The 25,015-nt window shown below is 41.8% G+C and carries 26 protein-coding genes and 1 pseudogene; 23 read left to right on the top strand and 4 right to left on the bottom strand.

What is annotated here, in order from left to right:
- Positions 1-142 precede the first annotated feature (142 nt).
- The 12 genes and pseudogenes from OCV65_RS10095 (at position 143) to OCV65_RS13520 (ending at position 9,997) form a co-directional block, all read left to right on the top strand.
- Positions 143-1,411 (top strand): Glu/Leu/Phe/Val family dehydrogenase, encoded by a 1,269-nt coding sequence (locus OCV65_RS10095; RefSeq protein WP_262581914.1) that lies wholly within the window; start codon positions 143-145, stop codon positions 1,409-1,411.
- Between the two features lie 162 nt (positions 1,412-1,573).
- Positions 1,574-2,506, top strand: a complete 933-nt coding sequence (locus OCV65_RS10090; protein ID WP_262581913.1) for an AEC family transporter — start codon at positions 1,574-1,576, stop codon at positions 2,504-2,506.
- 152 nt (positions 2,507-2,658) lie between these two features.
- Complete coding sequence (locus OCV65_RS10085; RefSeq protein WP_262581912.1) at positions 2,659-3,303, top strand: vWA domain-containing protein; 645 nt, start codon at positions 2,659-2,661, stop codon at positions 3,301-3,303.
- Positions 3,300-4,115, top strand: a complete 816-nt coding sequence (locus tag OCV65_RS10080) for an ADP-ribosylglycohydrolase family protein (protein ID WP_262581911.1) — start codon at positions 3,300-3,302, stop codon at positions 4,113-4,115. Before OCV65_RS10085 ends, OCV65_RS10080 begins: the two co-directional genes overlap by 4 nt.
- A 197-nt stretch (positions 4,116-4,312) precedes the next feature.
- Positions 4,313-5,077: a zinc ribbon domain-containing protein gene (locus OCV65_RS10075; protein ID WP_262581910.1), complete on the top strand. Its 765-nt coding sequence runs from the start codon at positions 4,313-4,315 to the stop codon at positions 5,075-5,077.
- 92 nt (positions 5,078-5,169) lie between these two features.
- Entirely contained in the window at positions 5,170-5,763 is a 594-nt protein-coding gene (locus OCV65_RS10070; RefSeq protein ID WP_262581909.1) for a TetR/AcrR family transcriptional regulator, read from the top strand.
- Between the two features lie 26 nt (positions 5,764-5,789).
- Positions 5,790-6,836, top strand: a complete 1,047-nt coding sequence (gene rsgA, locus OCV65_RS10065; protein ID WP_262581908.1) for a ribosome small subunit-dependent GTPase A — start codon at positions 5,790-5,792, stop codon at positions 6,834-6,836.
- Between the two features lie 4 nt (positions 6,837-6,840).
- Entirely contained in the window at positions 6,841-7,464 is a 624-nt protein-coding gene (locus OCV65_RS10060) for a GNAT family N-acetyltransferase (RefSeq protein ID WP_262581907.1), read from the top strand.
- Positions 7,465-7,566: 102 nt separating this feature from the next.
- Positions 7,567-8,172 (top strand): TetR/AcrR family transcriptional regulator, encoded by a 606-nt coding sequence (locus OCV65_RS10055; protein ID WP_262581906.1) that lies wholly within the window; start codon positions 7,567-7,569, stop codon positions 8,170-8,172.
- A complete protein-coding gene (locus OCV65_RS10050; RefSeq protein WP_262581904.1) occupies positions 8,169-8,795 on the top strand; it encodes a DUF998 domain-containing protein in 627 nt (208 codons plus the stop codon). Before OCV65_RS10055 ends, OCV65_RS10050 begins: the two co-directional genes overlap by 4 nt.
- A 14-nt stretch (positions 8,796-8,809) precedes the next feature.
- Positions 8,810-9,409 (top strand): annotated as a pseudogene (locus OCV65_RS13525) (response regulator transcription factor); the annotation flags it as partial.
- Positions 9,410-9,436: 27 nt separating this feature from the next.
- A complete protein-coding gene (locus tag OCV65_RS13520) occupies positions 9,437-9,997 on the top strand; it encodes a GNAT family N-acetyltransferase (protein ID WP_262581951.1) in 561 nt (186 codons plus the stop codon).
- A 138-nt stretch (positions 9,998-10,135) separates the two neighbouring features.
- On the opposite strand, the gene OCV65_RS10035 is transcribed toward OCV65_RS13520, so the two are convergent.
- Positions 10,136-11,431: a tyrosine-type recombinase/integrase gene (locus tag OCV65_RS10035; protein ID WP_262581903.1), complete on the bottom strand. Its 1,296-nt coding sequence runs from the start codon at positions 11,429-11,431 to the stop codon at positions 10,136-10,138.
- A 160-nt stretch (positions 11,432-11,591) separates the two neighbouring features.
- A complete protein-coding gene (locus OCV65_RS10030; protein ID WP_262581902.1) occupies positions 11,592-12,221 on the bottom strand; it encodes a helix-turn-helix domain-containing protein in 630 nt (209 codons plus the stop codon).
- A gap of 174 nt (positions 12,222-12,395) precedes the next feature.
- Here OCV65_RS10030 and OCV65_RS10025 point away from each other — a divergent pair, with 174 nt between their 5' ends.
- From OCV65_RS10025 to OCV65_RS10005, 5 genes are all read left to right on the top strand, one after another.
- Entirely contained in the window at positions 12,396-12,626 is a 231-nt protein-coding gene (locus OCV65_RS10025; RefSeq protein ID WP_003505382.1) for a helix-turn-helix domain-containing protein, read from the top strand.
- A 144-nt stretch (positions 12,627-12,770) separates the two neighbouring features.
- The gene (locus OCV65_RS10020; protein ID WP_014080633.1) at positions 12,771-13,085 is read left to right on the top strand and encodes a hypothetical protein; all 315 of its coding nucleotides are present in this window, start codon (positions 12,771-12,773) and stop codon (positions 13,083-13,085) included.
- On the top strand, positions 13,085-13,390 hold the full coding sequence (locus tag OCV65_RS10015) for a hypothetical protein (RefSeq protein ID WP_005345966.1): 306 nt from the start codon (positions 13,085-13,087) through the stop codon (positions 13,388-13,390). The genes OCV65_RS10020 and OCV65_RS10015 overlap by 1 nt, the downstream gene beginning before the upstream one ends.
- Positions 13,366-15,087: a MobA/MobL family protein gene (locus OCV65_RS10010; RefSeq protein ID WP_156346737.1), complete on the top strand. Its 1,722-nt coding sequence runs from the start codon at positions 13,366-13,368 to the stop codon at positions 15,085-15,087. The genes OCV65_RS10015 and OCV65_RS10010 overlap by 25 nt, the downstream gene beginning before the upstream one ends.
- A complete protein-coding gene (locus OCV65_RS10005) occupies positions 15,065-15,775 on the top strand; it encodes a DUF6040 family protein (protein WP_055262254.1) in 711 nt (236 codons plus the stop codon). Before OCV65_RS10010 ends, OCV65_RS10005 begins: the two co-directional genes overlap by 23 nt.
- Positions 15,776-16,050: 275 nt before the next feature.
- On the opposite strand, the gene OCV65_RS10000 is transcribed toward OCV65_RS10005, so the two are convergent.
- Positions 16,051-17,019, bottom strand: coding sequence for an AraC family transcriptional regulator (locus OCV65_RS10000; protein WP_055262234.1), 969 nt, complete (start codon positions 17,017-17,019; stop codon positions 16,051-16,053).
- A 186-nt stretch (positions 17,020-17,205) separates the two neighbouring features.
- Between OCV65_RS10000 and OCV65_RS09995 the strand changes: the two genes are divergently transcribed.
- The 5 genes from OCV65_RS09995 to OCV65_RS09975 are packed head-to-tail and all read left to right on the top strand — an operon-like array spanning position 17,206 to position 23,477.
- Positions 17,206-17,817, top strand: a complete 612-nt coding sequence (locus OCV65_RS09995) for an MptD family putative ECF transporter S component (protein ID WP_055262236.1) — start codon at positions 17,206-17,208, stop codon at positions 17,815-17,817.
- The gene (locus OCV65_RS09990) at positions 17,814-18,539 is read left to right on the top strand and encodes an energy-coupling factor transporter transmembrane component T (protein WP_055262238.1); all 726 of its coding nucleotides are present in this window, start codon (positions 17,814-17,816) and stop codon (positions 18,537-18,539) included. The genes OCV65_RS09995 and OCV65_RS09990 overlap by 4 nt, the downstream gene beginning before the upstream one ends.
- On the top strand, positions 18,536-20,008 hold the full coding sequence (locus OCV65_RS09985) for an ABC transporter ATP-binding protein (RefSeq protein WP_055262240.1): 1,473 nt from the start codon (positions 18,536-18,538) through the stop codon (positions 20,006-20,008). The genes OCV65_RS09990 and OCV65_RS09985 overlap by 4 nt, the downstream gene beginning before the upstream one ends.
- A 3-nt stretch (positions 20,009-20,011) precedes the next feature.
- Positions 20,012-21,775: an ABC transporter ATP-binding protein gene (locus OCV65_RS09980; RefSeq protein WP_014078545.1), complete on the top strand. Its 1,764-nt coding sequence runs from the start codon at positions 20,012-20,014 to the stop codon at positions 21,773-21,775.
- Positions 21,768-23,477 (top strand): ABC transporter ATP-binding protein, encoded by a 1,710-nt coding sequence (locus OCV65_RS09975; protein WP_055262242.1) that lies wholly within the window; start codon positions 21,768-21,770, stop codon positions 23,475-23,477. The genes OCV65_RS09980 and OCV65_RS09975 overlap by 8 nt, the downstream gene beginning before the upstream one ends.
- A 158-nt stretch (positions 23,478-23,635) precedes the next feature.
- On the opposite strand, the gene OCV65_RS09970 is transcribed toward OCV65_RS09975, so the two are convergent.
- On the bottom strand, positions 23,636-23,866 hold the full coding sequence (locus OCV65_RS09970; RefSeq protein WP_009203541.1) for a DUF6061 family protein: 231 nt from the start codon (positions 23,864-23,866) through the stop codon (positions 23,636-23,638).
- Between the two features lie 424 nt (positions 23,867-24,290).
- Between OCV65_RS09970 and OCV65_RS09965 the strand changes: the two genes are divergently transcribed.
- Positions 24,291-24,800: a helix-turn-helix domain-containing protein gene (locus OCV65_RS09965; protein WP_262581901.1), complete on the top strand. Its 510-nt coding sequence runs from the start codon at positions 24,291-24,293 to the stop codon at positions 24,798-24,800.
- Positions 24,801-25,015: the final 215 nt, after the last annotated feature.

The raw sequence follows: 25,015 nt of genomic DNA, 5'->3' as shown, positions 1-25,015 counted from the left end.
CAAATATCAAGTATTCTGCAAAATAATATAAATATACAAGCTCCTGACTCGAAATTATTGACTTCGTTTTTCGACAGGTTTATAGTCGCTATTGTGTTTTGAACAACACGGAAACGACAGGAATTTGAAAGGAGCACAACCAATGAAGTCACCAGCTAAGAATTACGATCCATATGAAAATGTTGTTGATGTTATGGAGAAAGCAGTAGAGATTGGGCATATCAACAAATCCATGTTTGAGATTATTAAGAATCCACAACGAGAAACAAAAGTATATCTTCCGATCGAAATGGATGACGGGCATGTAGAAGTATTTGAGGGATACAGAGTCCAGCATTCAAATATCCGCGGACCTTTTAAAGGTGGTATCCGTTTTCATCCGGATTGTAATCTGAACGAGGTAAAAGCACTGTCTGTATGGATGTCACTGAAATGTGCAGTAGCTAATATTCCGTATGGCGGAGCGAAAGGTGGCATCAAGGTAGATCCTTCGAAGCTGTCAAAAGGAGAACTCCGGAGATTGACAAGACGTTATACATTTGCGATTGCACCGATCATCGGAGCGGACACAGATATTCCGGCACCGGATGTTAATACTAATGCACAGACCATGGCATGGGTACTTGATACCTATAGTCAGCTGGCAGGAAAACCGTCGCCGGGGGTGGTAACTGGTAAGCCGGTAGAGCTTGGTGGATCCAGAGGACGTAATTCGGCAACCGGGCGAGGCGTATATTTCAGTACGAAATTCCTGCTTCAGGAAGAGGGAAAAGATATCAAAGACGCATCTGTTGCAATTCAGGGAATGGGTAATGTAGGAAGCAATGCAGCCAGAATTTTTTACCATAGAGACATTAAAGTCGTAGCAGTCAGTGATGTGTCAGGAGGTCTGTATAAGAAAAGCGGTCTCGATATTACCGATATTTCAGACTATTTGGAAACGAAAGGAAATCTTTTGAAAGATTATAATGCACCGGGTGTGGAACATATCACCAATGAAGAGCTTCTTACTTGTGAATGTGATGTGCTGATTCCGGCGGCATTGGAGAATCAGATTACAGCAGAAGTGGCCGAAAAAGTGAAATGTTCTTATATTATAGAAGCAGCCAACGGACCAACCAGTGAGGCAGGAGATGTTGTGTTGGAGAATAGAGGCATTCCGGTAATTCCTGATATTTTTGCAAACTGCGGTGGCGTGATCGTATCGTATTTTGAGTGGGTTCAGAATATTCAGGAACTGACCTGGAGCAGAGAACGAGTTAATGAGATGTTGGCAGATCTGATGAGTAAAGCATTCATGGATATTCTCAGCGTGAAGAAAGAATGTGACTGTACGTTCCGAATGGCAGCATATATTGTGGCTCTGCGAAAATTAGTATATGCAGAAGAAATCAAGGGAATCTTCCCGTAAGAAAAATAACGGATGAGTAGGTTGTACATCAGATGTTGCACATTAATCGGCATCTGATGTATTTTTTTGTATTTTTCGTCAATTGTATTCGCCCAGAAAAGCATCTATAATGAATCGGGTTAAATACAAAAGAGTAAAAGAAAGTCAAGAAAAGAGGCAAACATGCAGATAAGTATATTATTGGTGAAGCAGATCCTGGAACTTTTTCTGATGATCCTTATGGGATATATTATTGTGAAGACAGGACTCTTGAAAGATGAAGACAGTAAGGTAATCTCTAAGATTGTATTGTATCTGATCATCCCATGTGTGATTATCAATGCATTTCAGGTGGAGTATACAGATGATAAAGTAAAAGGGCTGTTTCTGGCACTTGTGGCATCCGTGTTGTTACAGGTATTGCTGCTTTTGATTGTCTGGGGGATTGGAAGAGTATTCCATATGAATGAAGTAGAGACAACATCCATTTACTATTCGAATACGGGAAATCTGATCGTGCCGATCGTTACTTATGTGTTGGGCGAAAAATGGGTGTTATATGGATGTGTGGCTATGTGCGTTCAGCTTGTATTTATCTGGACTCACTGTAAAAGCGTGCTTGGGAAAGAAGAAAAAACAGACTGGAAAAAGATTGTGTTTAATATCAACATGATCTCAGTATTTCTGGGAGTAGTGCTTTTTGTTACCAGAATACGTCTTCCGGAACTGGTCAATCATACGCTTAGTTCTGTAGGTTCCATGATCGGACCAGCCAGCATGATTGTTACAGGCATGCTGATCGCAGGAATGAATCTGAAAGAGATATTTTCACGTGGAAGAGTCTATGGGATTGCATGTATGAGACTGATCATAATTCCGCTGATTGCGCTTCTGATACTGAAAATAAGCGGACTGGCGATATGGGGACAGGATAGTACAAAGATTCTTCTGATTGTATTTCTTTCTGTTATTACACCGTCTGCTTCAACTGTTACACAGATGTGTCAGGTATACGGAAATGATTCGCAGTATGCGAGTGCGATTAATGTAATTACTACAATATTTGCAATTATTACAATGCCATTGATGGTACTTGTATTTCAGATGGTGATATAGGAGAAGTGCTTGTATGAGCGCTTCTTTTTTTGAATAACTGCAGATGTATTGTTCTGTTATACAGGCTTCTGAAAAATGTCGCATACAATGCGACCATTCATTCTTCTGCTTTTCTTATAATGAAATCACAATAAAAAAAGGAGGAGTTCAAAATGACAGAACTTGTATTTATCTTAGACAGAAGTGGTTCCATGTCGGGACTGGAAAAGGATACTATCGGAGGTTTTAATTCTATGTTGGAAAAGCAGCGTAAGGAGCCTGGTGATGCCGTGGTATCCACCGTGCTGTTTGACAACGAAACAGAGGTTATTCATGACCGTGTTGTTATTGCAGATGTACCGAATCTTACGGACAAGGAATATTTCGTGCGTGGCTGCACTGCACTTCTCGATGCGGTTGGAGGTGCAATCCAGCATATCGGGAATGTTCATAAGTATGCCCGCAAAGAAGATGTGCCGGAAAAGACCCTCTTTATCATCACAACTGATGGTATGGAAAATGCCAGCCATCATTACACCTACGATAAGGTGCGCAATATGATTGAACGTCAGAAGGAACGTTATGGTTGGGAGTTTCTTTTCCTCGGTGCAAACATTGATGCGGCAGCTGAAGCCAAAAGATTTGGTATTGATGAATCTATGGCCGCAAACTATCATTGTGATGAGGTTGGAACAGTACTCAACTATGAAGTCATCAGCGAGGCAATTACCAGCGTAAGAACGAGCGCAGCACCATTGTCGGCTGACTGGAAAAAGAAGATTGATGCGGATTACAAGAAGAGAGGTGGAAAGAGATGATTGGAGCAATCTTAGGTGATATCATTGGTAGTCCTTATGAATTTGACCGTGGTAACAAGAGTAAAGAGTTCCCTTTATTCTCTCGCAAATCCGCCTATACGGATGATACCGTAATGACTTTGGCTGTCGGTCTGACTTTTCTTGATGCACAGCCGAGTGCTTCAGATGATTGGATTTTGCGAAATTTGGCTAATCGTATGCGTCAATTTGGAAAGATGTATCCGAATGCCGGGTATGGAGGAATGTTCCGACAATGGCTTCGTAATCCAGAGTGCAAGGCTTACAATAGTTTTGGTAATGGCTCTGCAATGCGTGTTTCTTCAGTTGCGTGGTTATATAACGATATCGATTCTGTCAGACACGCAGCAAGGCTTTCGGCAGAAGTTACCCACAATCATCCGGAAGGAATCAAGGGTGCTGAAGCAACTGCCAGTGCTGTTTTTCTGGCAAGGACAGGACATAGCAAGACAGAAATTAAGGAATATATGGAATATGAATTTGGTTATGAATTGAATCGTACTTGCGATGAAATCAGACCCGGATATTTTCATACAGAAACCTGCATGGAAACTGTGCCGGAGGCCATCACGGCTTTCCTGGAGGGAGGTAGTTTTGAGGATGTTATCCGTACTGCGGTATCTCTTGGCGGTGATTGTGATACACTGACGGCTATTGCAGGTGGCATTGCAGAAGGCTTCTATGGTGTTCCTGTCGAACTGAAAGAAGAGTGCTATAAGCGTTTGCCGGAGCCGTTGCTTAAGGTGTTGAAAGCGTTTATGGAGTATCTCGAGCGAAATGCTACTGTGAATTAGGCCTTTCTTCCATCTTGTAAGTGATGTTGCCGGGGCAAGCAGCACGGCAGATCTTATTTGTGTAATGACTTAAGCGGAAACAAAAGAGTCATGACCAAAGAGAGATAACTAAATCATATAGATAGCTTATGGCAACAGCAGGTTGCTTTTCAGACTGCGGATTAATCGATATGATAAAGATAACGGAGGTGATAACTATGGAAACAAAAAATATTATTTTGAAACTTCGTACTGAAAGAGGAATGTCACAAGACGAGCTGGCAGATAAAATCATGGTAACAAGGCAGGCAGTATCACGTTGGGAAAATGGAGATACAGTTCCAAACACTGATACTCTCAAGCTCTTATCGAAAGAATTTGATGTATCCATCAATACGCTTTTGGGAGAACCCAGAAAGCTGATCTGCCAGTGCTGTGGAATGCCAATTGATGATTCTATATTGGGACGTGATAAGGATGGCACATTAAATGAGGAGTATTGTAAATGGTGCTATGCAGATGGAACATACACATATAACGATATGGATGAATTGATTGATGTGTGTGTAAAGAATATGGTAAATGAAAACTTTACCGAAGAACAGGCACAATCTTATTTGAAAGAAATGCTTCCAAAATTAGATTACTGGAAAAGATATGATGAACTTAGTGACAATGGGCAGTTTGAAGAGTTTAAAAAGCAATTGATAAACGAAATAAATGATCTGCATATAGACGGACTTCCAAGGGTAGACAAGCTAAATGCACTTGTGGGGAAATATGTGAATCTGGAATATACTCTGCCGAATGGACGAAAAGTGAAATTTCTTGATGATCAGAAAACCTATCTGGGGAATCAACTGGAGTCTGAATTTGGAGGAGACAGATGCTTCGGTATTCTGGCAAGTATGGATTTTATTCTGGTATGTACATATGAAAAGGATGGTGAAAATCCAGAGCTGTTGATTTATAAAAAGAGATAATATGGCAAAAAGAAAAGTCTTGACAAATAAACGACCGTTTACTATTATGAAGATGTAAACGGTCGTTTATTTTTTGGTTGGAGGTTATCAGCGTGAGTAATAGAAAAGAAGAGATATTGATTGTGGCATTGCATCTGTTTGCCAGAGATGGTTATGAGGCTGTCTCAGTCAGCCAGATAGCAGGAGAACTTGATATGACAAAAGGGGCATTGTACCGTCATTACAAAAGCAAAAGAGATATTTTTGACTGTATTGTGCAGCGTATGGAGCAACAGGATGGCGAACAGGCAGCAGAATATGATATGCCGGAAGATGAAAAAGAGAGTATGCCTGAAAAGTATGAGACAGTATCACTGGATGATTTTGTAGAATACAGCAAGTCTATGTTTGAATACTGGACAGAGGATGATTTTGCATCGTCGTTTCGGAAAATGCTGACAATAGAGCAGTTTCGCAGTGAAGAGATGCAGAATTTATATCAGCAATATCTGGTATCCGGACCGACAGAATACGTGAAGGATCTGTTCGAAAATATGAAAATAAATAATCCAGAAGAGAATGCAGTTAAATTTTATGCAAATATGTTTTTCTTTTATAGCATGTATGATGGAGCAGCAGATAAGGCGAAAGCGAAAAGTCAGTTTGAAAGTATGTTGGACAAAATTGTAGAAGAGATGAAACAGTAATTGTATTTTGGGTAAAGGAATATGAAATGGGATTAGAACAATGGGGAGCAAGTGAGCAATATTATGAAATTGCTTCAGTGCATCCGGAATATGAACTTGGAAGAGTGATATCACAGGAAAAGGATTTATTTCGTGTGGTCATGGATAAGGAAGAGTGCCTAGCAAGAGTTTCGGGAAAATTCAGATATAATGTTTCTGCAATTTCAGAATTTCCATCCGTAGGAGATTTTGTTCTTGTAGAATATTCTTTTAAAGGTGATGTGGCGGTTATTCACAAAGTGTTGCCGAGAAAAAGCGTTTTTATTCGGAAAGCTGCTGGGAAAAATTGTATGGAGCAGGTAGTAGCCGCTAATATAGATACTGTATTTTTGTGTATGGCATTAAACAGGGACTTCAATATAAGAAGGTTAGAACGTTATCTGTCTATAGCATGGGACAGTGGAGCTGTTCCGGTCATAATTCTTACAAAAGTAGATTTGTGTGATGATTTAGAGGCGAAGAGGTTTGAGATTGAAAAAGTAGCGGTTGGTGTTCCGGTGATGGAAACTTCCGGATTAACAGGGGATGGTCTACAGCAAATAAAACCATATCTGCAGGAAACAAAAACAGTTGCATTCATCGGTTCTTCGGGTGTAGGAAAATCAACATTGATCAATAGATTACTGGGTGAAGAATGTTTGAAAACCAATACACTTAGAAAAGATGACAAGGGAAGGCATACAACTACTCATAGAGAACTGTTCTTGCTTCCGAATAAAGGGATGGTTATTGATACACCGGGGATGCGGGAACTTGGAATGTGGAATGCAGGAGAAGGAATCGAACATACTTTTTCTGATATTGAGAAATTGGCAGAAAAATGTCGTTTCCATAATTGTACACATACATCTGAACCGGGATGTGCAGTACGAGCTGCAATGGAAGAAGGGATAATTGATGAGGAACGTCTGAAATCCTATAAAAAGTTAAAGGCAGAGAATTTATATATGGAAGAGGCTGAGAGCTATATGCTTGCAAAGAAAAAGAAGTTTAAAGAAATTGCAAAGTATAATAAAAATAATTTGAAGAGGTAATATTATGATCCGTTTAGAGAAAAAGGAAGAGTATCAGAAAGTAGAAAATCTGGTAAGAGAAAGTTTTTGGAATGTGTATCGTCCAGGATGCCTTGAACATTATGTATTGCATCAGCTCCGAAATGATCCGGCATTTGTTCCGGAACTGGATTTTGTGATGTTACTTAATGAAAATGATGAAGAGGGTAAGCTGATCGGTCAGAACATGTTTATGAGAACGAGTATTAGAGCAGATGATGGAAGAAAAATTCCAATTATGACTATGGGACCGATTTGTATTACACCAGAACTGAAAAGACAAGGGTACGGAAAAATCCTATTGGATTATTCATTAGACAAGGCTGCGAAACTTGGCTGTGGTGCAGTCTGCTTTGAGGGAAACATTGACTTTTATGGAAAAAGCGGATTCAGGCCGGCAAGTGAATTTAATATCCGTTATCATGGATTGCCGGAGGGGGAAGATGCATCATTCTTTTTGTGTAAAGAACTTGTACCTGGTTATCTTGATGGGATTACTGGAGAGTATGTAACACCGGAAGGCTATCTTGTAGATGAGCGGGAAGCAGAAGAGTTTGATAAGCAGTTTCCATATAAAGAGAAAAAGAAACTGCCGGGACAGTTATTCTAACCTGTACTTGAATTATGCAGAACAGTGTGATATATTAAAGCTACCGAATGGTAGTTAAAACAAAACCGATAGGTAATATGTAAGGGGTGATTAAAACTAACAATGAGTGATACAAGAAAAAAAGAGATTATCATGGCTACATTGGAACTGGCGGCGAATAAAGGACTTGGTAACGTATCCATGAATATGATTGCGGATAAAGTTGGGATAAAAAAGCCATCATTATACAATCATTTTGCATCGAAAGAGGAACTTGTGGAAGTAATGTATCAATTTCTCCGGGAAGAGGCTAAGAATACTGCCAATATAGGCGCAATTGATTATACGACCATTTTTGCCGGCAAGAGTGCTTTGGAAATATTGAAGATGATGGTCGGAGGATATTTCAATATAAACCATCAGGAACATATGATGAATTTCTATAAGGTTATCTATTCCGAAAGAAGCCTGAATCCTATGGCAGCAAAAATTGTAGCAGAAGAAACGGATAAGATGATGATAGCAACGAAGCAGCTGTTCTATGCGATGGAAGTACATAAATTACTTCATTTTACCAATCCGGATATGAGTGCAGTGAGTTTTGCTATGACCATACATGGACTGATGGATTACGAACTGGATCAGAGCAATGGTAAGTGTAGCTATGAAACAGATAATAATCTTTTGGACGATTATCTGAAGTGGTTTTGTGAGGAGAATGCTGTATGATAAAGAAAAAGAGTTTATTGAATTATTGCGGTTTACTTGGAGTAGCAGCTTTTTTGTCATATACAGCAGCGGTTGTATTTTCACCGCTCGCATATCCGGGCTATGACTGGATGGCGCAGGCGGTAAGCGACCTTAGTGCATCGAATGCACCATCGCTTCGGTTATGGAACCAACTAAGCAGTCTGTACAATGTATGTACTTTGGTGTGTGCAATGATGGTATGCGTAGGCATTCAGGGTAAAAAAACCAGACTCCTGCGAGTAGGTATCTATCTGTTCACGATTATGGAGTGGGTGTCAGCAGTGGGATTTGGCATGTTTCCTTTAAGTGACAGTGGTTATGCAGGTACATTTCAGGATAAGATGCACATTTTTTCAACAGTGATCGTTGTTTTATTGTCCATAGTATCTCTGGATTTGATTATTATTGCCGGAGCAAAGGATAAAAGCTCTCGTTCTTATGGCATTTTTGCAGCAATTGCTCTTGGTATGATGATGGTAGGCGCAATGGGAATGAATATTGTACCGAAGGATTATTTCGGGATTGTTGAAAGATTCAGTGTGTTTGCTGCGACAGGATATAATGCAGTGCTTGGAATAGAACTGTATCGGATGAAGTTTTAGAAAGTGAAAAATAGATACTTGAAAGAGAAGGATATCAGGTACAACGTGCATTTTCTGGTACAGAGGCATTATTACTTTTGAAGCAAAAAAGACCAGATCTGATCTTGCTGGATCTGATGCTGCCTGGAATGTCTGGCGAGAAGGTGCCGTCACAGATACAAGGGATTCCAATAATCGTAGTAAGTGCAAAAACTGATGCAGATAGTAAAGTGAATTTATTGCTTGGAGGGGCGGTAGATTATTTAACTAAGCCTTTTGATACGAAAGAATTACTGGCTCGTATTAATATCAGGTTACGTGAAAGCATGAGAACAACCCAATTTCCTATATACAACTATGGAGAGTTAAATATAGATGAGACATCAAGAAAAATTTCATTAGAAGACAAAACAGTGAACCTGACAAGAACGGAATTCGCAATTTTAAAATTATTGATACAAAATCCGGGACAGGTAATCGCTAAATCTGTTTTATTAGACCGTATTAGTTTAGATACTCCGGATTGCACAGAAAATTCATTGAAGACACACAATAGTCATTTGCGAGGAAAGTTGCGGGAAATATCAGGCAAGGAATATGTGGAGTCAGTGTGGGAAATTGGATTTCGGTGGAAATTGGGATTTGTGGAGGAGAAATACTATATGAACACAGATGTTATTGGTGAAAAAGATGGTTTTGTAATACGTTTAGCCCAAGCAGATGACGCAGTTAATTATTATGAACAGAATTATTGTCCTTTAGATAAGGAAGTGGCACGTTTGACTGGCTGTAAAGAAGAATTTTCAAAAGAAGAAGTAGTATCCTTTTTTCTGAAATCGCTTGAGGAAAATGATAGGTATTTCTTTTTGATTATAGCACCTGACGGAGATATTATAGGTGAAAGTGTAATTAATGAAATTGATTGGGATTTGAGGTGTGCTAATTTCCGAATAGGTCTTTATCGTCAAGCAGAAAGAGGAAAAGGTATTGGCACATGGGCAACGGAAATTACTCGTGATTTTGCTTTTGAGAAACTAAAATTACATCGTTTAGAATTAGATGTGTATTCATTCAATCCCAGAGCCGAAACAGTATATTTAAAAGCTGGATTTAAGCGGGAAGGTGTTTTAAGAGATGCTATTATGGATGGCGCTAACTATGCAGATGATATATTGATGTCAATTTTAGAAGATGAATGGAGAACATTAAAAACGCAACGATAACTTCCAGTTTGCAGAAATATCTTTCTAACTTTCCCTATTTTACAGGCTTTCCAGTCCATTCATTAGTGAAATGATATGTATTTTCCCTTATTTTTGCCCTTATGAGATAATCGTAAGGGAAATAAGGGAAAGTTTCATTTAGTCGTTGCCTGCCACTTTATCAAGTAACTTTGCGGATTCCCGCTTGGCTTTTCTTGTAGAGTGTGCATAGACATTCATGGTGGTACTGACATCTGAGTGTCCTAAAAGTTCCTGCACATCCTTTGGTGCTGCTCCATTTGCCAGAAGGTTGCTTGTGTAGGTGTGTCGCAGCTGGTGAAAATGAAATCCTTCAAATCCATCCAGTTTCTGAGCAATCTTCCTGCAAATAGTTCCTAACGTGCTTGGCAGTTCCAGACTTCCATCCGGTCTTAAGCAGACAAAGGATATTTCCTTATAATCCTCTGGAACGTTCTCTGTTCCGTCCAGATGATAGAACTCATAGTAAACTCTGTTTTTGTCTTTTACTTCTCTGTAGTAGTTTTTGTGGTAAAGTTCTCCGTACTGCATTCGGTTTTTAAGCTGTTCCTTTCGGGCATTGCGAAGAATCTCAGTCAGCGTATCTCCAAAATCAACAATCCTTACTTTCTTTCGCTTGGTTGGTCCGATGATATTCTTGTGCCTTGAACCATCATATCGGATACTGCGTCTGATTGTAAGGCACTGTTCTTCAAGATTCACATCCTGCCATGCCAGACCACACGCTTCACCGATACGAAGTCCTGTATAATAAGCTATCTGGATTGGAAGAATTGCCGGTGGATTGTAATCCTGTAGAAATTCAATCAGTCTTTCATAATCCTCTCGTGGAATTGGCTGTATATCGCCATCCATGTCATCATCGGAAAACAGGTCAACCTCATCCGTCTGGTATTTCAGCTTAATATACTGCATCGGATTGAAAGTGATATATTGCTTTGGTGATACTGCAAATCGGAATGACTGCTGTAATACTGCCGAGAAAGAACGGATGTAATCTTTGCTGTAACCTTTTCTTTCTGAACCATCGGGATAAGTGCCACCAAAGGAAAGCAGATCGAAGAAGGCTTGTAAATGCTCAGATGTTACATTTTTCAACTTTCTCTCTGAAATTGGATGCTTCTTGATGTTGGTAATGGCACCGAGGTAATTCTGGACTGTCCCATTACTGAGCGTACCGGTCTTTAATTCTTCCTCTGCCCATATATCAAGTAATTCTCCAACTGTAATATTTTCCGACTTTGCAATGAATTTCTTGCTTTCGTAATCGTCCATTGCCTGACGGAGCAGTTTTTCCGTTTCACTTTTGCTTTCTGTTCCAGCGTATTCTTTCTGAACCAGATTGCCGCTTGCATCTTCTACATAGAAGCGGTAGTACCATTTCTTTCCTTTTTTTCTTACAGATCCTTTTGCCATAATCGTGTGTCTCCTTTCGATATCAGACAATCGGAACTGATGAAATGCTTCTTGCGTGTAGGCATCTTATGGACAAGTCCATAAGCCAATTCGCCGCTCGTCAAATCTGTAAACAGCCTGACTTGCTCGTGCTCATTGTATCATAACTCCGGTTGTCGTTCTATACCGAATCGGAATTCTCATACAAAACTTCTGATAAAAGATTTTCAAGCCTTTGTTCTGCCATTTCCGGTTTCTTGGAATAGAGCCTTACAATATCTGCCATATCATTAAAGGCATTAACGGTATGGGTGATCTCCCGGAGAAACATAATCTCGTTATATTCATCATTCGATTCAAATCCCATTGCCTTTGCAATATCCGCTTCATTCGTGTTGCCCTTGTAATTCTTGCAGGCAAACTGGAATGATTCCAGAAACAGGTTATATTGCTTTAACATCAACAGCAGTAAATCTTTGGAAAAAGCATCTTCCTTTTTACTAAGGTCGAGAGGTAACTGTTTGAGAATATCGCCCATTGCATCACGAATCTGTAATTCTTTCTTATCCGTAATATCGGTTTCGTATTCATCGGTTTCCCCCTTGAGCCATTCAATAGATACATGAAGTGCTTCCGAAAGACCTTCCAGCACCATCTTTTTGGTATTGTCAATCGAACCATTCTCATAACGCAGGATTGTGGAAGCGGTAACTCCCATCTTCTCTGCAATATAAGGCTGTGTCAGATTTAATTCCAGACGACGCTGTTTTGCCCTGCTGCCTATCAGCTTGCGTAGTTCTTTATCTTTCATGCTGATTGCCTCCTTTTTCGGTATGTATGAATTATAGCATGTACCTCACATGATTGCAATATGCAATTTAATGATTATTTTTAAAATTTCATAACGCTTGACAACGCAATATAAAACCGCTATACTAACAGCACAACAAAAATTGCATAATGCAATTTATAAGGAGGTGACAAGATGACGGAAAGAAAGATTGCATTATCCATCGAGGAAGCAGCCGACTATACAGGAATTGGCAGAAACACTTTGAGAAAGCTGGTTGAATGGAAGAAGCTTCCGGTATTAAAGGTCGGAAGAAAAGTCCTTATTAAAACTGACATTCTGGAAAAGTTCATGGAAGCCAACGAGGGGCGTGATCTGAGGGATAAAGGAAATGTAAAAGCTGTCACAAGAAATGTGGCAACTTAAAAAGGCGGCTTCCTAAGAAACCGCCAAAGGTTCTATCAGACCGAAGCCATGATATACCTACACGCAAGAGGATTATACCATGTGCTTCTCCTGATATGCAACCGGGAACTGTTGTTTATCGGAAAAAGAAAGGATGAAGACGATATGGCGAAATCAACAAAGACTTATGAAGAAAGAATACGTGCATTAGAGAAAAAGGAACAGGAAAGCATTGAAGCTACAAAAAAGCTCATTGCACAGCGGAAGGAACTGGAAAAGCGAAAGAAAGCAGAGGAAAGTAAAAAACGAACCCACAGGCTCTGTCAGATTGGTGGCGCAGTGGAATCGGTTCTTGGCTGTCCGATTGAGGAGGAAGATTTACCAAAGTTGATAGGCTTCTTAAAAAGGCAGGAAACAAACGGAAAGTTTTTCTCAAAGGCGATGCAGAAAGAGCCACTTACAGATATGGAGGAAGTGTAATGGCGGAGGGAGTGGTTTTTCCATTCCCTTCATTGCCTTTGAATGAAGGGCGCACTTATGGACAACCAGAGGTCGTCCTTATAAGTTTGCCACAAGTGGCAACCGGTCTGCGCTTACGCTTGCCGGGCTCGTTCCGTCGGCGGGGCTTTCAGCCAGACCTGCTCATGCCGCAGGGGGCACTCTTGCGCAGAGGGCGTTCCGACAGCTTCACTTCTGCCAAACCAGAAGAAGATGCTGTCGGAAATCAATGCCGGATACGGCAGAAAGGGGGAATCGTATCATGGCGATATTTCACTTTACAGTAAAGATTGTCGGGCGCAGTAAAGGAAAATCTGTCATATCCGCATCGGCATATCTTAATGGAGATGTGATGAAGAATGAGGAAACAGGCAGAATCAGTTACTATACTTCCAAAAAGGAAGTCGTCTACACCAGTCTGATGATGTGCGAAAATGCACCTCCTGAATGGCTGCATGTACCGGAAGAAAATATAAAAAGGTTTCAACAGTCTATCCGTTATAAAAGAGCGGATGATAAAGATGCCGCACTGGAAAAGTTTAAAATCACATTTCAGAAACAGCGTCTATGGAATGAGGTATTGAAGATAGAAAAAAATGCAGATGCACAGCTTGGACGCTCATTTGAATTTTCCCTGCCGAAAGAATGGAGCAGACAGGAACAGATTGATTATACAACCGAATATATTCAAAAGACTTTCGTGGATAAGGGAATGTGTGCCGATTGGAGCATACACGATAAGGGCGATGGAAACCCACATGTGCATTTACTTGTAACCATGCGACCATTCAATCTGGATCATTCATGGGGCAGCAAAGAAGTCAAGGACTGGGATTTTGTCAGAGATACTGACGGAAATATCGTGGTTGATGAATCCCACCCGGACTGGTGGCAGGATAAGAAAAATCCTGATCGGCATGGAATCCGCATTCCGGTACTTGATGAAAACGGAGTACAGAAAGTCGGGGCAAGAAACCGAAAACAATGGAAACGGGTTCTGACCGATGCTACCGGCTGGAATAATCCAAAGAATTGTGAGTTATGGCGAAGCGAATGGGCTGGGATGTGTAACCGGCATTTATCCATAGACAATCAGATTGACCACCGCTCTTATGAAAGACAGGGCAAATTAAAAATCCCTACGATTCATGAGGGTGCGGATGCAAGAAAGATTGAGGAAAAATATCTCACCGGACAGATATGGAATGGTTCATGGAAGGTAGAGGAAAACCAGATGATTAAAAAACAAAATGCACTACTGCAAAAGGTAATCACAACCTTTGGTAAGGTATCCGGTGCATTGTCAATATGGAAGGAGTGGTTGAATGACATTAGAAGAAAGCAAAGAAGTAATTCCCATGATGGAAGCAATGATTACACAGATAGAGGAACAGCAGAATATCATGGCAGAGATGCTTCAGGAGATACAGGAAAAGGACGAGAAGCTGATGTGCTTTCAGGAGCAGGAAGAACGATTGCAGCAATTAGAGAAAGAATTGTCAGAGCTGCTACAAATCTTACCGGATACAGAAGAACTGTTGATGCTTCTGGAAGAAAAGACAGACCAGATACAGAAACTCACAGACGAAAATCAGCAATGGCAGGAATTGGCACAGAAATTGAACAGCGAGAACCGGCTATTGCAGAAACAGAACAGCGAATTACTGAACTTGAACAGCAATTAGAGAAAGGAAGGTTGATTGATGAACGAATTAAGAAACTCAAAGAACGACGATCAACTGGAAGAACTGCTAATGCTGACGGAGCAGATGCAGGAAGAACTCGACCAGAAAGACCGGACTATCAGGAAACTGAAAGTGCAGCTCGACGAATCGCTGACCTTGAACGAGAGGTTAAACAGCGAGAACAGAGCAGGGAACATTCAAGCCTTAAAGAACGACTTGAGGAAAACAAAAGAATTATTGCAGAGCGAGAAAGAGAAAACGCTCACCGCAAAGGACATGATAGAGGAATGTCGCGATAAGCTAAGACAGGCAGAACAGGAACGGGATTATGCACTCTCCCATCAGAAAAAAGTAGAGATACCGGTTGAAAAGTCGGTGCTCTATCAAAAGTGCAGGAATTGTAACCAGACAGCTTATCTGAAAGCGAAGGAAAGGTATGATACGCAGAGAGAAAAAATGGCAGGCAGATATAAAGCAAAAACAGCTATGTATGAAGCATTGATGTTTCTGCTGATATGGTATTCCGCATCAACTACTCTTTTTCAGATGATACAGTCAAAGGTATTTATTTCTGATTGCAGAATATTCTTTGGTGCAATCGGAACTTTCACACAGACTATTGCTGGCTGGATTGCACTGATAGGAAAGAATGTGGCACAGATTAGTAATGGAATATCCAATCCTGTCATTGACAGAATTATATACTGGCTGATAAGAATATTGATTTGCGGTGGATGTCTGGTGGGTGCGGGAATACTTGTAGCGTTTATAGGGATAAAGATTGCAGGGCTATATAAGAAATACTGTTGGGATATGATTACCATACTGGTAACACTTATAAGCCTGGAAATAGCAATCTACTTTGGAGATTGGATAAAGACAGTCTTGCCGATCAATATGCTATTTCTCTTATTATTGGTGCAACTGGTATATGTTGGAATTAGGTGGTATGTAAAAGGATGGCAAGAAGCCAGAGGATATTATTAAAAAACTATTAGAAACTATTCATATTTACTTTCGTGCTAGGACAGATTATTCTAAAAATTCAGTGATGAGCATGCACATGAAATCTTACTTCGTTTAGGTACGAAAAAGGGCAATGGAAACTTTGTGTTCAGATGAGCTCTCACTATCTTGGTAACAACCGCAAGCAGCAGTGGAATATTGACGATGCATTCCGTATATATTCCACACATGGCTAAGCCCGACTAGAATGTGGGTGAAAAATTTCACGAGTGCCAGAGTTTCCTCTGGCACTCATTTTATTTTCGCTGTGCGTTTTTTCTGTACTCCAGTGGCAACAATCCAGTGCTTTTACGGAATAATTCTGCAAATCGGCTTGAAGTGGAATAGCCTACTGTTTGGGCAACTTGCCCGACTGTCAGCTCTGTATATGCCAGCAGATATTCTGCTTGACTCATGCGCCGCTGTTGAACATATTCCGTGATGGTGCAGTCGTAGTATTTCTTAAAACAGCTTTTGAGCTTTGTTGTTCCCATGCAGGCAATCTGTGTTAGCCGTTCCAGAGGAATATCAAAAGCATAGTGATCGCTAAGATAAGCGGCAACTATTTGGAGATTTTCAATATCCTGTTGAGAGAGCTTATGGGCTGGTTTATCAGGATGTTTCTTCTGATATTCCACCACCATTGAAACAGATTCTGCGACTTTACCCTCATAAAAAAGTTTTGCTGCAATCCCTTCCCCGCGATAGTCTTTGATTTCAGTGAGTAACCGTGACATTTCTGGAAAGTCGGATGTTTGGTCGATCTTCCGAAATGCATCCACAGGATTGATCTGTGCCTCCGGGTACAGTTTTTTCAGGTAGTCCTCATAATATGCCGGTGCAATCTCAATCCCAACCGAACGGATTGGAATATTTTTATGTATCAAAGCCTTGTATGGAGTGTAGCCTCCAATAAATGTTTTGATACAACCGGCAGACAGTCTACGGTATGGAGATAATTCCTCCCCGGAAATAGAGTCATACCGAGTGATACTCAGACATTCCGGCATGGAGCATTCCAACATGAAATCTTCGTGGAAGGAAAAGTTATGGATTTTAATATCATATAAGTCTTTCTGTCCATAAGTCCAGTAGGTGCCTTCTCCAACTTCGGGAGAAAGTTTCCAGCAGTCACCTAATGCCCCATATTGCTGGTTGTCTGGGTCACGGATAAAACCGTGTTCAATTAGTAGCGGTGTATAAAACTGGTCAATAATTTCAGACATGAAAACAGACCGCCTCCTTTTTGCAACGATTAGACGAACTTTTGAAAGGAACAGACGAACATTGCCGGAACCTATTGAATGTTGTTCGATAAATGCGTATTGTATTAGACGAAGATTAGAGGTATCTAACCGAAGAATATCACAAACCACTTGTCGAGTCAAGACAATGAAAGGTAGGAGGTCAAAATGAGTAATCAAGTAAATTCTATGAACAAAGGTCTGACAGTGAAAGACCTTGTAACAACAGGTATTTTTACTGCACTGTTATTTGTTTTTGTATTGGTGGGCGGTGTCTTTTTTGCAACGAATCCTGTACTTACTTTTTTCATGCCAGCAGGAGGTGGGCTGCTTGCTGGCCCCATTTATCTTTTGCTGATTGCAAAAGTACATAAGCGTTGGAGCCTTTCTATAATGGGCGTTATCATGGGTATTATTTGGTTCGTGACTGGTATGCACTGGGCTTTTGCATTGGGCTACCTGATCATGGCGATTGTCGCGGACTTTGTTGCTGGTGCAGGGCAGTACAAAAGCAAAAAACTCAACAGCCTGTCTTATATCCTGTTCTCTCTCGGTGGCACTGGTTCATATATCGTGTTCTTTGTTGATCCCAACGGCTGGGCGCAGACCATGCTGGGGAATGGAACTGAACAGAGTTACATCGACACCATGCAGGCAACTGCAAATACCGGCATCCTGATTGCCATGTTTGTTGCTGTTATCATTACATCTGCAATCAGCGCTTTTGTAGGCTGCAAAATGCTGAAAAAGCAGTTTGAAAAAGCAGGTATTACAGCATGAGCGGTAAACGCCACAAGAAAGAGCTTTGGCTCGACCCACGGGCCAAGCTCTTTCTTATTCTTATGTGTGTTTTATCGTCCATGTTTGCGCCCTCACTTGCATATCAATTTATCCTTGTTATGCTGATTGCAATATTGGGGGCTTTCTTTGGAAAGTGGAAATATGTCATTAAGGCTGTATGCTTTTATGCGGTCATCTGTGCCCTGACAGTTTGGATCATGGCAGAAATGACAGGCACGCTGCGGACAATGTTTATTGCCTTTTTAGGCTTGTTTCATAAGGTCTATGCGTGCGGAACCTTGGCTGGGATTGTTCTGACTACTACAAAAGTCAATGAGTTCCTGTCTGCTATGAACCGTGTCCGCGCACCCAAAAAGTTAGTAATTCCTATGGCAGTTATGCTGCGGTACATTCCAACTATTCAAGAGGACTGGCGCTATATCACAGACGCTATGCGAATGAGAGATGTTTCACCATCTCTGGCGGGCTTTTTAACACATCCGGGCATGACGGTTGAGTGTATTTATGTGCCTTTATTGATGGCAGCTTCAAAAGCGGCGGATGATCTTTCTGTTGCTTCTGTCACTCGTGGAATTGAAAATCCCAATCCACGCACCTGTCTTGTCCAGATAAAATGCGGAATTTTCGATTGGGGCGTCATGGCCGTTGCTGTAGCTTATCTGATTTTTGAATTATGTGTGCGAGGAGGTGTGATCGGTTGATTGAGTTTGAAAATGTATCGTTTTCCTATACGGGGCAGGAACATGGTGGGCTGCGCGACATCAATTTGAAAATTTCGGACGGAGAATTCGTCCTGTTCTGTGGCCGCAGCGGGTGCGGAAAAACAACGATTACAAGGCTGGTGAATGGACTGATCCCTCAGTTTTATCAGGGGGAGCTTCATGGCCGTGTGCTGGTAGATGGTCAGGAAATCAGCAATATCCCCATGTATCAGATTGCCGCTAAGGTTGGCTCCGTTTTCCAAAATCCACGGACGCAGTTTTTCAATGTTGATACAGACAGTGAGATTGCCTTTGGAATTGAAAATGAAGCTCGCCCTCCTGAGAAATTGGCTGAGCGAGTAGAGCAGACAACTGAAGATTTGCATATTCAAAAGCTGCGAAACAGAAATATTTTTGAGTTGTCCGGCGGAGAAAAGCAGAAAATCGCCTTTGCTTCTGTTTATGCCATGAACCCACAGATTTATCTATTGGATGAACCATCCTCTAATCTGGATATGACTTCGATCCAGGAACTAAAGGAACATTTGCGGCTGATAAAAAAACAGGGCAAAACAGTTTTGATAGCGGAACATCGTCTGTACTACCTGATGGAGTTGGCTGACCGAATTGTTTATCTGGAAAAAGGAGAAATCAAAGGAATATACACCCCGGAAGAATTTTGGCAGCTATCTGAACCTGATCGTGAACACATGGGGCTGCGAGCTGTTGATCTACAGGCGGTATTCCCGCAAAAAGCCCACTTGCCTGCGCCTACCCCTGTATTGGAGCTGCGGAATGTGACGCTCCGTTACAAGAAGCAAACAATTTTGCATGACATTGAGCTATCCGCCGGAAAGGGCGAAGTGATTGGTGTTGTCGGCCACAACGGAGCTGGAAAGACTACATTTTCCCGCGCTCTCTGTGGGCTTCACAAAGACTGCGATGGACAATTTTTGTGGGAAAGCGAGCCGATTGAGCGTAAGGAAAGGCTGAAACGCTCTTACATGGTTATGCAGGATGTGAATTATGAACTTTTCGCTGACAGCGTGGAGGCAGAGTGCTCCTTTGGTATACGCAATTCAGATCAAACACTGGTAAATGCAACTTTGGAGGAATTAGGCCTTACCCAATATCGGGAGCGCCATCCAAACACGCTTTCTGGCGGTCAAAAGCAACGAGTAGCTGTAGCTGTTAGCATGATTTGTGGGAAAGATCTGCTGGTATTCGATGAACCGACCAGCGGCCTTGATTTTGACAGTATGACGCAGGTGGCGGGAATGATCCGCCGGTTGTCCAATATGGGAAAGGTTATTTTCATTGTCACCCACGATTTTGAATTTGTCTGCCGTACCTGCTCCCGTGTCCTGCATTTTGACGAGGGCGAAATGCCCGATGATGTACCAGTTACAATGGATGCCCTCCCGAAATTGAGAGAGCTGTTCTCTGTTTCAGATGGAAAGGAGAGGTGATCTATGAAACAGAAAAAAGAAAACAGAGTAGCTTTGCTGCTCCACTGGGCCGGTGAGCAAAAAATCTGGCTGTTCCTGGCAATTTTTCTATCGGCGGTCAGCGGTCTTTGCATTATCGTCCCTTACATTGGAATTTACCGGCTGATGGACGCCACCTTCAATCATACCTGCACGCAGGAACTTGTTGTACATACCGTGGTAATGATTGCAGTGGCGGTAACTTTGCGGTTTGCCCTGTTTGGCTGTTCCGGCGTAGCAGCCCACAAAGGGGCCTATGGCGCTCTTTTCAAAGTGCGCTGCATGGTTGCAGAACACATGGCCAGAGCGCCTTTAGGGGCCTTGAATGAACGGCGCACCGGGGACATAAAAACGGTTCTGAATGAAGATATTGAAAAGTTGGAGCTGTTTCTGGCCCATAACCTTCCTGACCTTGTGTGCTATCTGGTGGGGCCGGTAGTCATCTTTATTTATCTGATGACCGTCAATATTCCTCTGGCATTGATTTCCCTGGTTCCGCTGATCCTTGCTGTTGTTGTAATGGGGATGATGTTCCGCAATACGGATGACCTGATGGAACGGGCCAATCACTCCATTACCACACTGAACTCGGTTATGATTGAGTACATCAGCGGCATGAAATTGATTAAAGCCTATAACATGGGGAGCAAATCGTTTCAAAAGTTTTCAGACGCTATCCAGGAAGAAAACGCCATGTGGAATGAAACTTCCCGGCGCATGGGGCCACCTTATGCGGCCTTTGTTGTTATCATCGAATGTGGGATGTTGATGATGGTTCCAATCGGCGGAATGTTTTTCCTGAAAGGCTCACTGGCTGCCAGCGCATTTTTGCTGTTCGTCTATGTAGGTTCCATGTATCTGACGGAAATACGCCCCCTACAGGAACTGGGGACTAATTTTGCCAATGTGCTGAACGCTGTTACTAAGACCAAAGAGATACTGGATATTCCAATTTATGAGGGTGGAGCGGACTTTCCCCAAAATCACGATATTGAACTTCGGAATGTTCGGTTTTCCTATGATGGCAAGACCGATGTACTGCAAGGCGTTAATCTCAAAATTAAAGATGGTGAACGCATGGCCCTTGTGGGACAGTCTGGTGCCGGTAAAAGTACCGTGATTGAGCTGATCTCCCGGTTCTATGATGTGCAGGAGGGCGAAGTGCTGATTGGCGGGAAAAATGTAAAGGAACTCAATTATGATACTATCCTAAAAAATGTCGCCATTGTGTTCCAAAAGACCTTCCTGACCCGTGACAGCGTTTTAGAAAATATCCGCATGGGCAGTAACGCCACTCTGGAAAAAGTACGGACCGCCGCAAAAGAGGCGCAGATTGATGATTTCATCATGTCTTTGCCGGATGGATATGACACGAAGGTGGGCAGCTTCGGCTCTCGCTTCTCCGGCGGTGAAAAACAGCGGATTGCCATTGCCCGCGCTATCCTGAAGAATGCCCCCATTTTGATCTTAGACGAGGCCACAAGCGCCTCTGACCCGGAAAATCAGATGGAGATTGACAAAGCCATTCAAAATCTCTGTAAGGGAAAGACTGTCATTGTGGTAGCCCATCGTTTGAGCGCGTTGAAGATGTGCGAGCGTGTAGCAGTGGTTGAAAATCACACAATTACCTGTGTCGGAACCCATGAGGAAGTCCGAAAGAACAATGCTTACTATCGGAAGGCGTGGGAGGACTACGAAACAGCCCGGAATATTACTTATCAGTTGGAGGGAGGCGAGCAGCATGAGTGAGCATGATGTATTGAAAAAGAACCGTAATTTTTATATTGGCGTTGGCGGGACTGTTCTGGAAGGGCTTCTCTCCGGCAGCCTGTTTATGCTGCTTTACTCTGTCATGCAGTTTTTGTGGTCGGGACAATTTGACATGAACCGTGTCCTGGTTCTGACCTGTGTGATCGCGGTGGTTTTTCTTCTTCGTATCCTGATTTACAGCTATGGCTATACCAAAGCGCAGATCGGCGGTGCAGAGGTCAGCAAGAATACCCGCCTCTTTATGGGCGACCATTTGAAGCGTATCCCGCTTTCCCGGTTTACCCAGGGACAGACCGGCGATTATATCAATACCATCACAAGCGATGTAAACAACTATGAAAAAATCCTGACCCATAAGATCGGTGATATGGCAAAGAGTTTTGCACTTTCGCTCATGCTGATTATTTTTGTGATGACCATTTATGTGCCTGCCGGAATTATCCTGCTGATTGCCGACTTGCTTTTGATCCCTGGACTGTGGCTTTCCTTCCGTATGGTTCGGAAGTATGGTAAAGAAAAGAATGATATTTGTGCAGAGAATGTCAGCAGCATTGTGGAGTATGTGTCTGGTATTCAAACTTTCCGGGCCTATGGCGTAGGTGGTTTGAAGAATAAAACCGTTATCAACGCTATGCGGGAGTTCTGTCGGATCAGCTTTGTGTACGAATCAAAAGTGCTTCCTATTGGTGCGGTCTTTGGTATTTTGAGTTGGCTGTCCTGCCCGCTGGTTATCTTGCTGGCCTATGCACCCTGGGTCGCAGGGACACTGAACACGGTGGACTACCTTTTGATTTGTATGCTGCCCCTGTTCTGTGCAAAGCTGGCTAACTCGATTTTTGTAGACCTCACCAGTTATAAGAACCTGATGATCTCGAAAAACAAAATCTTGAGTGTAATGAATGAGCCGGAGGAAACTGGCAGCATGGAGCCGCTTCACACAGCTACCCATGAAATCACATTTGACAATGTAGATTTTGCATATGTTCCCGGTGAACCGGTACTAAAACACGCCACCTTTACGGTGCCAGATCAAAAGCTCACGGCCATTATCGGAGACTCTGGCTCCGGCAAATCTACTATTTTGAACCTGATTGCAAAATATTATGAAGCAACGGGCGGGACGATTTCTATTGGCGGTAAACCCATTAACCATGTTGCCGCAGAGCGTGTACTGGAGCAAGTTTCTATGGTAGACCAGGACATATTTCTTTTTGACGATACCATCCGGGATAATATCCGACACGCTCGCCCTAATGCTACGGACACGGAAATCGAGGCTGCCTGCCGGGAGGCTAACTGTGACAGCTTCATCCGTAAGATGGAAAAGGGATACGATACGCCGACTGGCGAGAATGGAAATCTTCTCTCTGGCGGTGAGCGTCAGCGAATTTCAATAGCCCGCGCTATACTGAAAAATAGCCCCATCCTGCTCTTGGATGAAGCAACAGCATCTCTTGACATTGAAAATGAGCTTGCCGTAAAGCAGGCCATCGCTAATCTATTAAAAGAGAAAAAGACTGTGGTAATGATTGCTCATACCCTTTCCATCGTCAAAAATGCAGATCAAATCCTTGTAATGGGTGATGGCAGGATTGCTGAATCTGGAACCCATGAGGAATTGCTTGCGAAAGGCGGAAAATATGCTGCTATGTGGAACGCAGAGCAAAAAATATCGGCTTGATAGAAGCTAAAGAAGAATAATTGCATAGCGCATGAACCTGCCCCGACTACGGGGAAAGAAAAAAACGCTGGCTGGGGCAGGTGATTTTGCGCGCCTATTTTAAGTTATTATCCTAACGGCGGTTTTGAGAAATCAGAGCCGCCGTTTCTTGCGTATACCTAAAAGGAATCTTCCGCATCTATCCACATTTGCATCGTTCCATCAAGATACAATCTTGCATACTCAAGTGGTTCATCAATGGCAAGTGCGTTTAATGCACAGTCAGATCCGGGAGTAGTTGTTAAATTCTTCTCCGCTTCCCAGCAGTCAATGCGGAGCATATAGCCAGCAGAAGTATAAACATCAATGCTGTTGCGTTGTGGATTGTATTCTGCAAATATCGTTCTCATCGTATCAAATCTCCTTATCGTTCAATCAATCATTTGTTGCAAAAATCAGAAGCATTTCAATCAGTTCACCATGTCACTTTTATTTTGTGTTATACTGTTTTATAAGATTTTCTTTCCCTTGTTTTTTCCCTTATCAGAGTTCGTAAACACTCATGGGACAATATAATACAAGGGAAACAATAAGGGAAAGCTCACCTGCGACAAACTTAGTGTTTTCAAGGGCTTGAGAGATATTTGATAATAAAATATAACAGTTATTAAATCCCTTTGAATATATGAAATCTCAATTCAAGTTTGTAGAATTAAGAAAATCGAGATTTGCCTGTGAAAAGCCCGTAAATAAGCGGATGTTAATATGCGTTGCTTGTGGCAATGGCTTTTTTGAATATAGAATTGAGCTATCAAAAACAAGGAGGCAGAGATTATGCTAAGTGATAATATCAAAAGAATTAGAAAGTCAAAAGGGCTATCACAAGAAGAACTTGCAATTAAACTGAACGTAGTAAGACAGACCGTATCAAAGTGGGAGAATGGTTTATCCGTTCCGGATTCAGATATGCTAATTACATTGGCAGATGAGTTGGATACTTCTGTAAATGTATTGCTTGGAGAAACTGTAACGGAGTCGATGACAGATGACCTAAAAGTAATCTCCAAAAAGTTAGAGGTAATTAATTTACAGTTGGCAAAGAGAAACATGGTCAAAATAAAAACTATTCGTTTGATACTTATTGCGTTATGTGCGTTTATAGTGCTTGTTTTTATTGCTCTTACGATTATGCAAAGTTCTTATCTTAGGTGGAATTATAATAATCCAGAGTTGGCAGTTGCAGGAACAATATTACATGGATTTGAATTTGTCTTTGTGAGATTAGCACCACTTGTTTTCATTGCTTCTGTCATTGGAATCGCAATCACGTATAAGAAAAGATAAATTTCAGCTTGTGGAATAGTAAAATAGAATCTTAACTATTTCTCAACGGGTTTCTTAACTACTTTCTCAACCTTTGCACTTTATGTAAAAGATTTGGAAAATGCGAAAAAATTCTTGGCTCAATCACAAATTTTGTGGGATTTCCGATTCCTCTCGTAGCTCTGTCGGCTCATATCGAATAGCTTCAGAAAGAAATATTCGTCATCAGGATATCC

This window comes from Dorea ammoniilytica (assembly GCF_025567415.1).
GTDB classification, from domain to species: Bacteria; Bacillota; Clostridia; order Lachnospirales; family Lachnospiraceae; genus Claveliimonas; species Claveliimonas ammoniilytica.
This window is presented reverse-complemented; position numbering and strand designations above follow the sequence as displayed.